General features: G+C 51.6%; 2 protein-coding genes. Both read right to left on the minus strand.

All coding sequences use genetic code 11. The features are described 5' to 3' along the window. On the minus strand, positions 1-8,111 hold an 8,111-nt coding region (locus AAC147_RS00890; protein ID WP_047684670.1), incomplete at its 3' end, for a non-ribosomal peptide synthetase. Then, positions 8,108-15,019, minus strand: a 6,912-nt coding sequence (locus AAC147_RS00895) for a non-ribosomal peptide synthetase (protein WP_047684673.1), incomplete at its 5' end; no start/stop codon positions are given. The genes AAC147_RS00890 and AAC147_RS00895, both read right to left, overlap by 4 nt.

The following is a 15,019-nucleotide window of genomic DNA, read 5'->3' on the forward strand; positions in this document are numbered from 1 at the left end:
TTGGCACGGCGGTTGAGTTCGCGGTAGCTGAGGGATTGCCCTTCAAATTCCACCGCGGTGGTCTCAGGCGTGCGTTCCACTTGTTGCTCAAACAGCTCGTGGATCAATGTTTCTTGTGGGAAATCCGCCTGCGTCGCATTGAAATCCACCAACAGTTGTTGACGTTCAGCAGAAGGCAGCACTGGCAGACTCAGAATAGAGCGCTGAGGTTCAGTTACCAGCGCTTTAATCAGGCTGCTGAGGGCGGTAGCCAAATAGTTTGCTATCCGTACAGGCTCGATCCCTGTAATGGTTTGAGCGACTAAGTTGAAGCCTTCCCCTAAATCATCTACCGAGAGAGTGAGTGGATAGTTGGTACGCTCCTCAGCGGTCAGTAGGCGAATACCGTTCCAATCTATATTGGCCGAATTTGGCTGGCTATGACGATAATTGAACAGCGTACTGAATAACGGTAATGGTGGAGTCACTCCACTACAGCGTTGCGCTAGCGTCAGGGGAGCTTGTTCATGCTCCAGTAGTATCGTCAGGTCACGGAAAGTGGATTGTACCACTTCCAGCACACTGCGATTGGCAAGAGATACCCGCACTGGCAGGGTATTGATAAACATCCCCATGACCCGATCAGCTCCGGCCGTACCGTGTAGGCGACCCAGCAGTACGGAACCGAAAATCACATCATCACGGCCACTGGTCTGTGCCAACACTTGAGCCCAGGCGACATGAAACAGCACACCAGGGCTAATTCCCAGATGGCGGGCCTGATCACGGATCGCTTGTGCCAGAGTGTGATCCAGAGGTAAACGGGCTTCTGTGATATCCCCACCGTCACTTTGCGCATTAAGCAGCCCGAATGGGGCGGTTGGTGCATCGACATCGGCAAGTTGGGCACGGAAGTAATCCTCATGTACCGACACGGGTACGCTCAGGTTCTGGGCAATAAAGTTACGATAAGGCAATGGCGCTGGCAGAGCGTCTGTTTGCCCCTGTAATAACAGGGAAATCTCATTGATGATAAGCTCTAAGGTCATATGATCACCAACCAGATGGTGGAAACCCAAGGCCAATAGCCATTCATCATTATTAACCGGATCGTGGGCAATATCGGCGGTAAGCAATGGTGCCTGACTCAGATCGAGCCGACGGTGGCGTGGATCAGTGTGTGCCTGTAATTGAGCCTGCACATTATCTGTGGAAGCCGGTACAAAATTAGTTACCGACATCGGTGCTTGACGCCAGACTACCTGTACGGGCTGCGCCAGTCCTTGCCAGCAGACAGCCGTGCGTAGGATATCGTGACGGTCAATGATTTGTTGCAGGGCATCAAGGAAAGCGTCGAGACGTTCACGGCTATCAAAGGCAATCAGACTGTTTAACAGATAAGAATCACCTTGTTCTTGTAGCCGATGATGGAACAAAATACCTTCCTGTAGTGGTGAAAGAGGATAAATATCCTGCACATTAGCGACTCCGCCTGCCACAGTTTTAACGATAGTGTCGATTTCTGTTTGAGACAGTGCCACCAATGGCAGTAGATCAGGAGTAAGTTCAGTACACCCTTCAGGAATACGGTTAGGTGGCACAGTAAAGACAGATTCACCCTGATATGTCTGAATAATCTGCGCCATATCGGAGAGAATCGGCGCTGAGAAGACAGCACGGGCATCAAGTGCCTGTCCCTGTCGACGCAGTCGTTCAATCAGGCTGACAACCATCAATGAATGACCGCCAAGCTCGAAGAAATGGTCATAACGGCCAATGCGCTCCAGTCCCAACAGGTCTTGCCAAATTTGTGCTAGTGCAATTTCCAGCTCTCCCTTAGGAGCCTCATAGCCTCGTGTTGCTACGGCAGACTTCTCTGGTGCAGGCAATGCCTTGCGATCGAGTTTACCGTTAGGGGTAAGCGGGAAAGTTTCCAGTGTCACAAAAGCACCAGGCAACATATATTCGGCCAGATGTTGGGCAAGTTGTTGACGCAATTCGGCTGGCACCAGCTCAATATCAGGTTGAGCCAACATATAGGCCACTAAGCGCTTATCGTCAGGCGTATCCTCACGAGCTATAACAATGGCTTCACGTACCCCCGGGCACTGCGTGAGGCGCGCTTCGATTTCACCCAGTTCGATACGGAAACCGCGCAGTTTGACCTGAAAGTCGTTACGGCCGAGATATTCAATGTTGCCATCCGGTAGCCAGCGGCCGATGTCACCCGTTTTATACAGACGAGCCCCTGACACGGCTGAGAATGGATCAGGAATAAATCGCTCCGCCGTCAGTTCTGGACGGTTCAGATAACCACGGGCGACACCAACACCACCGATATGAATCTCTCCAGCCACGCCGAGAGGTACTGGCTGACCTTGGGTATCCAGAATATAAATTTGCGTATTGGCGATAGGCCGGCCTATTGGTGGCACTCTCTCATCTTGGGCATCGCACGGGTAGAAGGTTGCACAGACAGTACCTTCTGTCGGTCCATAAGCATTGATGATGCGCCGTCCTGTTGCCCAGCGCTTAACCAACGATGGTGGACAAATTTCACCGGCCAGAACCAGGATGGTCAGGTCAGGCAGTTCAGCATCAGGCCTTAAGGTACTGGCTGCAACGGGTGGCAGGGTTACATGAGTGATCGCCTGAGTTTTCAGTGTATTAATCAGAGACTCACCAGGTAACAGAGCTTCACGAGATGCCAGAACAAGGCAGGCACCTTGACACAGTGTGGTCGCAATTTCGGAGATGCAGGCATCAAAACTGAAAGAAGCAAATTGCAATAGTCGGGTGTTAGTTGTGATATGGAATGCTTCAATCTGTGCCTGAATCAGATTGTACAGACCACGATGTTCAACCATCACCCCTTTAGGCTGACCGGTGGAGCCAGAGGTGTAGATAACATACGCCAGATGGTGTGAAGCCAGTCCCAGAGCACGGGCATCAGGATTACTTGTTGCGCAGGCATCGAAGACCGGAGCATCAAGCAGCACGGTAGGCCTGTCGCCACTCAGTGTTTGAACCAGTGAAGTCTGGGTAAGCAATACCACTGGCGTCGCATCATCCAGCATATAGGTCAGCCGTTCGGCCGGATAGGCGGGATCGAGCGGCACATAGGCCGCACCGGCTTTGAGGATACCCAGTAATCCCACTATCATTTCCGGGCTACGTTCAACACAAATAGCGACTCGGTCATCAGGTTGGACGCCCAGCGCAAGCAAATGGTGCGCCAACTGGTTGGCACGATGGTTTAGTTCAACGTAGCTGAGGGTGCGCTTTTCAAACACCACAGCCGTAGCGTCAGGGGTACAGGCCGCTTGTTGCTCGAACAATTCATGAATGAGAGCTGTCTGTGGGGCGTTCTTCTCAGTGGCATTAAAACCCACCAGTAACTGCTGACGTTCTGAGGCGGGCAGGATATCCACACTCAGGACTGGAGTATTTGGTGTGTCGGCTAATAACAATATCAATTGTTCCAGCGCGCTGACCAAATAGGCATTCACCCTGACCGGATCGACAGTGTTAATGGTTTGGGCTGATAACACAAAAGAGTCACCATCATCGTCAATCGAAATCCCCACCGGATAGTTAGTGCGTTCGCGTCCACCCAGACTTGTCACACCAAATTGCTCCAAATTAGGCGAGTCGGCGTTTATGTCACTCATATGCCGGCAATTTAACAGAGAACTGAACAACGGCATATTACCGAACCCACTATAGCGCTGCACAAGAGACAATGGGGTCTGTTCATAACGCAGTAAATTGGCACATGTGTCATTCGCTGTTCTGACAAGTTCCTCAACACTGATCCCATTCAGTTTCAGTCTGACAGGCAGGGTATTGATGAACATTCCCAGTGCGCTCGGACTCCCTGCCATGCCCGACATACGGCCTGACAAGGTGGTTCCGAATACGACATCGTCACAGCCGCTGGTACGGGCGACAACCAGTGCCCAGCCAGCATGGAACAAAGCCGCGGGGCTGGTGCCCAGCCTGCGGGCTGTTTCACGGATCGTACGTGAGAATGTGGCAGTAAGGCACTGACGGGCTTCTGTAATATGCTCGCCCCCTTCCTGAACATTAATCAGGCCAAAAGGTGCTGTCACTTCATCAAAGTCCGCCAGATATTCCCGGAAAAAGGTTTCCGCTGCCTGAATGTTGTCTTTCTGGCGTGTATAAGCAACAAAGTTCCGGTAAGGAACCGATGGCGGTAAATCGCCCCCTTTCCCCGTTAAAAAAGCGGCCGTTTCTGTGAGAAAGTTCCGCAATGAGAGGTTATCGTCAATGATGTGATGGAATTGAAGCAATACATATAACTTGGATGAGCCTGGGTCAGCCGCGATTTGTAAATGTATCAATGGCGCCTGGGATAAATCCATGGACGAATGTGACAACGTCATACGCGCTTGCAGACTGGCAACCACGTCACTGCCATCCTCAACTGTCAGGTAATGAACAGACAAGGGGGCGTGCCGATGCACGACCTGAACGGGTTGAGACAGTTCATTCCAGTGAATAGCGGTGCGCAGGATATCATGCCGGTCGATGACTGCTTGTAATGCCGCTGTAAAGACTTCAAGGTCTGTCTGATTTTCAATACTTAATAGTGACGAAATAATGTATGGATCTTTGGCCGGTTCCAGCAGATGGTGGAACAGGATACCTTCCTGCAATGGGGCAAGCGGATAAATATCCTGCACATTGGCGACTCCGCCAGGAACTGCATTGATGATGGTGTCAATTTCGGTCTGTGACAGCGCTACCAATGGCAGCATGTCGGGAGTCAATGCCGTGCAGCCTTCAGGAATACGGTTAGGCGGCACAATGAAGGCTGGCTCTCCTTGATACGTCTGCATAGCCTGAGCCAGATCGGCCAGAACGGGGGCAGTGAATACCGTGCGGACGTCCAGCTCCCAGCCAACGTGGCGCAATCGCTCGATCACATTGACAACCAGCAGTGAGTGACCGCCGAGTTCGAAGAAATGGTCATGACGACTAACGCGTTCCAACCCTAACAGGTCTTGCCAAATTTGCGCCAGTGTTGTTTCCCGCTCTCCTATCGGTGCCACATAGTCACGTGTGACTACTGACGAACGGTCAGGGGCCGGCAATGCTTTACGGTCAAGCTTGCCGTTAGGAGTAAGCGGGAAAATCTCCAGCATCACAAAGGCACTGGGAAGCATATACTCGGCCAGATGTGGAGCAAGTTGCTGACGCAGTTCGACTGGCACCAGTTCAACACCGGGCTGGGGGCGTAGATAGGCCACCAGACGGGTATCACCCGGAATGTCTTCACGGGCGATAACAACCGCTTCCCGCACGCCTGCACATTGAACCAGACGCGCTTCAATTTCCCCCAGTTCAATGCGGAAGCCACGCAGCTTGACCTGAAAGTCATTGCGACCGAGGTATTCGATACTGCCATCCGGCAACCAGCGACCAAGGTCACCCGTTTTATACAATCGTGCATCAGGCGTATTAGAGAACGGGTCAACTATAAAGCGTTCCGCAGTGAGTTCAGGGCGGTTAAGATAACCACGGGCAACACCAGCCCCACCGATATACAGCTCACCCGTTACGCCAATCGGGACTGGCTGAGCGTGATGATCGAGGAGGTAAGCGCGCAGATCGGGTAATGGCTGGCCAATCAGGCTGCCACGTCCTTCGGTAATATCCTCCTCGGTCAGTTCCCGATAAGTGGCATGGACGGTGATTTCGGTGATGCCGTACATATTCACCAGACGGGTCTGCTGAAGTGGGTTATTAGCAATCCAGTGCACCAGCATCGGCAATTCCAGCGCTTCACCACCGAAGATAATGCAGCGCAGGGAATGTACCGTATCATCCTGAGCAGAGATAAGCTGGCGGAAAGCGCTGGGTGTCTGGTTCAGCACGGTCACACTCTCATGGCACAACAGCGCATAGAATTCCTGTGGTGAGCGGGCACAGGCCGCCGGAACAATAACCAGCTTGCCACCGTAAGACAGAGCGCCCCATATCTCCCACACCGAGAAATCAAAAGCAAATGAGTGGAACAAGGTCCAGACATCATTGCGGTCAAACCGGAAATCGTTTTGTGTTGCGGCTAACAGGCGAATGACATTTGCGTGTTCAACCATGACCCCTTTGGGCTGACCAGTGGAACCGGAGGTGTAGATAACATAGGCTAAATGGCGAGAAGTCACCCCCTGTGCGCGGCAGTCTGGGTTGCTATCCAGTTCTTTGTCAAAGACGGATGAGGAATTGGCATCAAGCACCACAGTGGGCAGTTGGCTGCCTAAGATTTCCACTTGGGTAGTCTGGGTTAGCAAGGCCACAGGAGCGGCATCGTTAAGCATATAGGTCAGCCGTTCAGCCGGATAAGCCGGATCGAGCGGCAGATAAGCTGCACCAGTTTTGAGAATACCCAGTAGGCCGACAATCATTTCCAAACTGCGCTCAACGCAGATAGCGACGCGATCATTAGGTTGGACACCCATGGCAAGCAAATGGTGAGCCAGTTGATTGGCGCGGCGGTTCAGTTCACCGTAGCTGAGGCTCTTCCCTTCAAACACCACGGCAATGGCGTCAGGCGTCAGTGCAACCTGTTGTTCAAACAATTCATGGATCAAGGCTTCCTGTGGAAAGTCGGTCTGCGGCGCATTAAAATTCACCAGTACCTGTCGGCATTCCGTCGCGGACATCATCGGCAACGACGAAATAGCCTGCTTCACATCTGCAATCATTGCTGTCAGTACGTTCTCAAGGTAACCCGCTATACGAATGACGGTATCCTGATCGAACAAGTCAGTCGCATATTCCAGTTTCCCAACCAAGCCAGAAGTGGTTTCGACAAGTGACAGTGACAGGTCAAATTGGGCACTGCGTTGTGGTTGCTCAATGAGTGAAACCTCCAGATCAGGCAGCTTCATTTCCTTCTCTGGGACGTTGTTCAGCGCCAACATGACCTGGAAGATGGGGTTGTAACTCAGACTGCGAGCAGGTTGTAATGCTTCCACCACCTGCTCGAAAGGCAGATCCTGATGCGCATAAGCTGCAATCGTCCGTTCACGAACCTGTCTAAGCAATTCAGATAGGGTATTGCATTGGCTGGGTTGGACACGCAAGGCCAAGGTATTGGCGAAAAAGCCAATCAAACCTTCCAATTCTCTGCGTGTACGATTGGCAACGGGAGTACCAATGACGATATCGTCCTGACCACTGAGGCGAGCAAGAACGACAGCCCAGGCAGTAAGCAAAGTCATAAACAGGGTCGTATCCTGTCTTTGACTCAGCGCCTTGAGGGAGGCGAGTATATCAGCGCTCAGGTGGATAGGTACTTGACTGCCGACATAACTTTGTACCGACGGGCGTGGCCGATCAGTGGGTAATTCAAGTAAGGCCGGTGCTCCCTGAAGTTGGTTGCACCAGAAATCACGCTGTTTGGTAAGGTTGTCTCCCTGCAACTCTCTGCGTTGCCAGTCGGCATAGTCGGCGTATTGAATAGGCAACGGAGGTAACAAGGCATTGTGACCATTGAGAGCAGCGTGATAGAGCGTGGTGAGTTCACGAACCATGATACCGATGGACCAACCGTCGGAGATAATATGGTGCTGGGTCAGCAACAGCACATGCTCCTCATCGGCAAGTTGCAACAATTGACCACGAATTAGTGGACCTTGAGTGAAATCAAAAGGCGCACGCGCCTCATATTCGGCAAGTTCGGCAACACGATCGGTGCGAGCGGTTTCGCTTAGAGAACGCAGGTCCAAACAGGTGAGTGAGAAACCAATGTCTGCGGGAGCGATCTGCTGACAGGGCTGACCATCAACCAACGTAAAGTGAGTGCGCAGACTCTCTTGGCGGGCGACAAGGCTATCAAGTGCCGAGGTGAGTGCCTGCGGGTTCAGTTTACCTGAAAGCCGCAGGGCCACAGGTATATGGTAGGCAAGACTGGCAGCAGAATCGAACTGTCCGAGGAACCACAGCCGTTGTTGAGCAAAGGACAACGGTAAAGGTCTATGGCGATCCACTTCCCTTATCGGTAAATGCAATTGGCGATCTCCGTGTTTTTTTAACTGCTCTTTAAGCTTTTTCTCTAAAACGGCCCGCTTGAGCATCTCGATATTCATGTTATTTTTGGTCATTGATCAGTATCTCCATCTAAAATCGCCATTAACTCTTCTATCGACATTGAATCGAGGTCACTTTTTATTGATTCAACACCATTTCCCCATGCAGAACTCATTTGCGCAGAAAGAATGACTTCTGCTAATTCTGATAATTTTGGGGATTGGAAAATTGAGACGATGGGTATGTCTATTAAAAATTCAGTTTGTATATGCGTTATTAATTGCACAGCAATAAGCGAATGACCGCCTATCTCAAAGAAATGGTCATAACGTCCGACACGCTCCAATCCCAACAGTTCTTGCCAAATCTGAGCCAGAGTGCGCTCCACTTCTCCAACAGGTGCCTCATAACCGCGTACTGCCACGGCTGACTGCTCAGGGGCAGGCAGCGCCTTACGATTAAGCTTGCCATTAGGCGTCAGCGGGAAAGTTTCCAGCGTCACAAAGGCACTGGGCAGCATATATTCTGCTAAATGCTGGGCGAGTTGTTGGCGCAGTTCAGTTGGCACGAGTTCAGCGTCAGGCTGAGGGAGGAGATAAGCCACAAGGCGGGTATCGTCCGGGCTATCTTCACGAGCGATAACAACCGCTTCGCGTACCCCTGTGCACTGTGAAAGACGTGCTTCGATCTCGCCAAGTTCAATGCGGAAACCGCGCAGTTTGACTTGAAAGTCATTGCGGCCCAGATATTCAATGCTGCCATCTGGTAACCAGCGACCGAGATCGCCGGTTTTATACATTCGAGAACCCGTGACTGATGAGAATGGATCAGGCATGAAACGTTCTGCTGTCAGAGCTGGACGGTTCAGATAACCGCGAGCAACACCAGCACCACTAATATAGATCTCACCGGCAACACCGAGAGGGGCTGGTTGACCTTGTTTATCCAGAATATAGATCCGGGTATTGGCAATAGGCTGACCGATGGAAGACGACATTCGGGTCAGGTTGTTTAACGTGGACCAAACTGTCGTTTCCGTTGGTCCATATAAATTCCAGAGCGCAGGAACCTGTTGCAGCAACTGCGTTGCCAGTGTTTCCGGCAACGCTTCTCCACCGCACAACACTTTAAACTTAGCTGGCAGTGTGAAATCCGGTAGTTGCAACAACATACGCCACGTTGAGGGAGTTGCCTGCATGAGTGAGACATTATGACGAATAATCAAGGCGGCCAATTGTTGTGCATCTGCTGCCTGCGCTTGAGTCGCCAGTACGATACGTGCTCCTGTCAATAACGGCAGGAATAGCTCCAAAATGGAAATGTCGAAGGAGAGAGAGGTTACACTCAGTAAAATATCCTCTTCCGTAATACCGGGTTCCTTGCTCATCGCACACAGGAAATTCACAACATTACCGTGCTCAACCATAACTCCTTTTGGTTGCCCCGTTGAACCTGAAGTGTAAATCACATAGGCCAGATTATGGGGGGCCAAACCTAATGTCTGAGCATCAGGATTACTTTCTGTACAAGCACTGTTTTCTGCACAAGCACTGTATAGAGGTGCATCAAGCAATACGGTGGGCAAATTGCTGTCCAGTGTTTCCATCAGGGTAGTCTGGGTCAGCAATGCCACAGGAGAGGCATCATCAAGCATATACGCCAGTCGTTCGGCTGGATAGGCCGGATCAAGCGGTACATAAGCTGCACCTGCCTTGAGGATACCCAGTAACCCCACTATCATTCCCACACTGCGCTGAACGCAGATGGCTATCCGATCGTCCGGTTGCACACCGAGTGTGATCAAATAATGGGCCAACTGGTTGGCACGTCGGTTGAGCTCACCATAGCTTAGGGATTGCCCTTCAAAGACTACGGCAGTAGCGTCCGACGTGCGTGCTGCTTGTTGTTCAAATAACTCATGGAGCAGGGACTCTCTTGGGAAGTCAGCCTCGGTGGCATTGAAGTCCACCAATAGCTGCTGGCGTTCAGTAGCAGGCAAGATTGGTAGACTCAAAATTGGTCGCTGGGGTTCAGTTGCCAGTGCTTCAACCAGACCGCTGATAGCTGTAGCTAAGTAGTTCACCAATCGGGTGGCGTCGATACCTGTAATAGCTTGGGCCACTAAATTAAAACCTTCCCCCAAATCATCCACCGAGAAAGTCAGCGGATAGTTATTACGCTCTTCTGCCATTAACATGCGCATACCATCCCAGACTGTATCATCCACACCCGGCTGGCTATGGCGATAATTAAGCAGGGCGCTGAACAATGGCATCGGTGGTGTCACACCACTGCAACGTTGGGCTAATGCCAGCGGGGCCTGCTCATGCTCCAGCAGTGTTGTCAGGTCACGATAGGTGTTCTGCACCACTTCCAACACGCTGTGTTCAGCAAGAGATATCCGTACTGGCAGGGTATTGATAAACATCCCCATTACCCGATCAGCACTGGCAGAGCCTTGTAGGCGGCCCAGCAATACAGAACCGAAGACCACATCATCACGATCGCTGGTCTGCGCTAATACCTGTGCCCAGGCAACATGGAACAACACGCCCGAACTGATCCCCAAACGACGGGCTTGGCTACGGATCGCTTGTGCCAGTGTGGTATCCAGAGATACACGAACTTCGGCTACACTATTTTCACCGTTGCCCTGCACATTAAGCAGACCAAAAGGCGCTGTTGGTGCATCAATATCGGCGAGTCGGGCACGGAAGTAATCTTCATGCACGGAGTTCGGCACGCTCAGGATCTGTGCGATAAAGTTGCGGTACAGCGGTGAACCAGGCAGTTCCTCTGCCCGTCCTTGTAACAGCATACGAATTTCGTCGATGATAAGCGTCAATGTCATATGATCGCCGATCAGATGATGGAAGCTCAGTGCCAACAACCACTCGTGACTGTTCGAATCATGGACTATATCGGCAGTAAGCAATGGTGCCTGGTTAAGATTAAGTCGGCGCAGTCGCGGATCGATATGAGCCTGTAACTGGGCTAAGACATTGTCCTCTGAAGCTGGCACAAAGGTGTTCACTGGCAACGGAGCTTGACGCCAGACTACCTGTACGGGCTGAGTCAGACCCTGCCAACAGATGGCGGTACGCAGGATATCATGGCGATCAATTACTTGCTGTAACGCTTCAAGGAAGGCATCGAGACGTGCACGGCTATCAAAGGCCACCAGGTTGTTTAACAGATAGATATCCCCTTGCTCCTGTAACCGATGGTGGAACAAAATCCCCTCCTGTAACGGAGCGAGTGGATAGATATCCTGCACATTGGATATTCCGCCGGGTACGGTATCGACAATGGTATCAATCTCGGTCTGGGACAGGGTCACCAATGGCAATAGATCGGGAGTGAGAACAGCGCAATCTTTGGTAATACGATTAGGTGGAACAATGAAGGTTGGTGTCTCTTGGAGAGACTGGATAGCCAGAGCCATTTCAGAGAGCATTGGCGCGGTGAAGATACTGCGGACATCAAGTGTCTGGCCTAAATTACGTAGCCGTTCAATCAGGCTGACCGCCATCAGTGAATGACCGCCGAGTTCAAAGAAATGATCGTGTCGGCCGACACGCTCCAGTCCCAGCAGATCTTGCCAAATCTGTGCCAATGTTGTTTCCAGCTCTCCTTCTGGTGCCTGATACCCACGCATTGCCACCGCAGACTGTTCAGGGGCGGGTAGCGCTTTACGGTCGAGTTTACCGTTAGGGGTCTGTGGGAACGTATCCAGCGTGACAAAGGCACTGGGCAGCATATACTCGGCTAAGTATTGTGCCAGTTGCTGGCGCAGTTCAGCCGGTACTAATTCAATACCGGAATGAGGCCGAACATAGGCCACCAGACGTTTGTCACCCGGAATGTCTTCACGAGCGATAACAACAGCCTCATCTATTTCTGGGCACTGAACCAGACGCGCTTCAATTTCACCCAGTTCAATACGGAAACCGCGCAGTTTGACCTGGAAATCGTTGCGACCGAGATATTCAATATTGCCATCAGATCGCCAGCGACCGAGGTCACCGGTCCGGTACAGACGGGCACCTGAATCTGCTGAGAATGGATCGGAAATAAAGCGCTCTGTCGTAAGTTCCTGACGGTTGAGGTAACCACGGGCCACGCCAGCGCCGCCAATGTAAATCTCACCGATCACACCAAGAGGAACCGGCTGGCCCTGTGCATCCAGAATATAAATCTGGGTATTGGCGATCGGTTGTCCGATAGGCATGTTTTCGACGGTACTATTCTGATTATTAACATCCTGATCATGAGTATCAAACGCAATGCAACCCACTACCGTTTCGGTTGGGCCATACTCATTGATAATGCGTGATTCAGGCGATAGTTCATGCCAAAGTGCTACGATTGATTGAGATAGCGCTTCCCCACCAACGACGAAACAACGTGCAGGACAAGTCTGTTTTGCAGCCTGTAATTCCTGACCAATTGCAGCAAGATGAGTAGGGGTAATCTTAACCAAAGTAGTCGGTTCCATCGGTATGGATAACAGTGCAGGTACCAACTCAATAAGTTCCTGACCTTCACGGATCAGGTACATTTTGCCCCCACAAATCAGAGGCAGATAAATACTGGTGACTGTGGCATCAAAGGCAAAAGGTGATGACACGATGCTGTCTATCTGTCCGGCAGTTGCATAATGACTGAGAGCCCACTGTAGGTAATTTCTGAACCCTCCGTGTTCAACCATGACTCCTTTGGGTTGACCGGTAGAGCCGGAGGTGTAGATGACATAGGCCAAATGATGCGAAGTCAGCCCCAGCGCTTGGGTATCCGGATTACTTTCTGTGTCATTGTCGAAGACCGAGGCATCAAGCAGCACGATAGGCAGGCTACTGCCTAGTCTTTCAATCAGTGAAGTCTGGGTAAGCAGTACCACTGGCGTCGCATCATCCAGCATATAAGCCAGACGTTCGAGTGGATAAGTTGGATCGAGTGGCACATAGGCGGCACCCGCCTTGAGAGTCGCCAATAATCCCACTACCATCTCCGGGCTGCGTTCAACACAAATGGCGACCCGGTCATCAGGTCTGACGCCCAGCGCAAGCAAATGGTGCGCTAGCTGATTAGCACGCTGGTTCAGTTCAGCGTAGCTGAGGGTACGCTCTTCAAACACTACAGCCGTGGCATCAGGGGTACGTTCTGCCTGTTGTTCGAACAGTTGGTGGATAAGAGCCTCTTGTGGGAAGTTCCGTTCAGTGGCATTAAAGCCTGCCAGCAATTGCTGGCGCTCTGAGACGGGCAGCACATCCACTTCCAGGGCAGAAGTACCCGGTTTGTCCGCCAATATCGAGACCAATTGTTCCAGTGTCCTGACCATATAGGCATTCACTCTGGCCGGATCGACCGTGTTGACAGTTTGGGTGGATAATACAAAAGAGTCACCATCGTCATCGATCGAGATCCCCACCGGGTAATTGGTGCGCCCGTAGCTAGACAGACTTGTCACGCCAAACCGCTCCAGATTAAGCGCACTAGTGTCTTTGTCTCTCATGTGTTGGCAATTTAACAAGGAACTGAACAACGGCATATTGCCGAACCCGCTATAGCGTTGCACAAGAGACAATGGGGTCTGCTCATAACGCAGTAAATTGGCACAGGTGTCATTCGCTTTTCTGACAAGTTCCTCAACACTGATCCCATTCAGTTTCAGCCTCACAGGCAGGGTATTGATGAACATGCCCAGCGCGCTTGCACTGCCCTCAAAGCCTGACATACGGCCTGACAAGGTGGTCCCGAATACGACATCGTCACGGCCACTGGTTCGTGCAACGACCAGTGCCCAACTCGCATGAAACAACGCCGCAGAACTGGTGCCTAGCTTGCTGGCCGTTTCACGGAGGGTGCGTGATAATTCGGCATTAAGGATTTGGTGTGTTTCTGTCGTATTTTCACCCCCTTCCTGAACGTTAATCAGGCCAAAGGGCGCCGTCACCTCATCGAGATCTGCCAGATATTCCCGGAAAAAGGTTTCCGCTGCCTGAATGTTGTCTTTCTGACGTGTATAAGCAACAAAGTTCCGGTAAGGAACCGATGAGGGTAAATCGGCGATTTTTCCTGTTAGGAAAGCAACCGATTCTGCCAGAAAATGCCGTAATGAGAGGTTATCGTTGATGATATGGTGGAACTGAAGCAAGACATACAGCCTGGATGAACGTGGATCAGCCGCAGTCTGTAAACGTATCAGTGGCGCATGGGATAAATCCATGTGCGAATGGGACAATGTCATATGTGCTTGCAGACTGGCAACCACGTCACTGCTCTCCTCCAATGTCAGGCGATGAACAGATAATGGGGCGTGTCGGTGCACGACCTGAACTGGTTGGGATAAGCCGGCCCAATGGATAGTGGTGCGCAGGATATCGTGCCGGTCGATGACCGCTTGTAATGCGGTTGTGAAGGCTTCAAGGTTTGCCTGGTTATCGATACATAACAGCGACGAAATAACGTATGGATCGTTATACGGATCAAGTCGGTGATGGAACAGGATACCTTCCTGCAACGGGGCAAGCGGATAAATATCCTGCACATTTGCAACCCCACCAATAACCTCGTTACTAATGATGTCAATTTCCGATTGTGACAGTGTTACCAGAGGCAGCATCTCAGGGGTAATTACCGTGCAACCATCAGTAATCCGGTTGGGAGGTACAATAAAGGCCGCTTCCCCCTGATATGTCTGAATAGCCTGAGCCAGATCAGCCAGAATAGGTGTGGTGAATACTGTGCGGACATCCAGCTCCCAGCCAACGTGGCGCAGCCGTTCGATCACCCTGACGACCAGCAGCGAATGGCCGCCTAGCTCAAAGAAATGGTCATGACGGCCGACACGCTCCAGCCCCAACAGTTCCTGCCAAATCTGCACCAACAGAGTTTCAACCTCCCCCTGTGGCGGTTCATAGCCACGCGACACCATAGCCAACTGGTCAGGGGCAGGCAGGGCCTTGCGGTCGAGTTTGCC

Source organism: Xenorhabdus sp. NBAII XenSa04, from assembly GCF_963866145.1.
In the GTDB taxonomy this organism is placed as follows: domain Bacteria; phylum Pseudomonadota; class Gammaproteobacteria; order Enterobacterales; family Enterobacteriaceae; genus Xenorhabdus; species Xenorhabdus indica.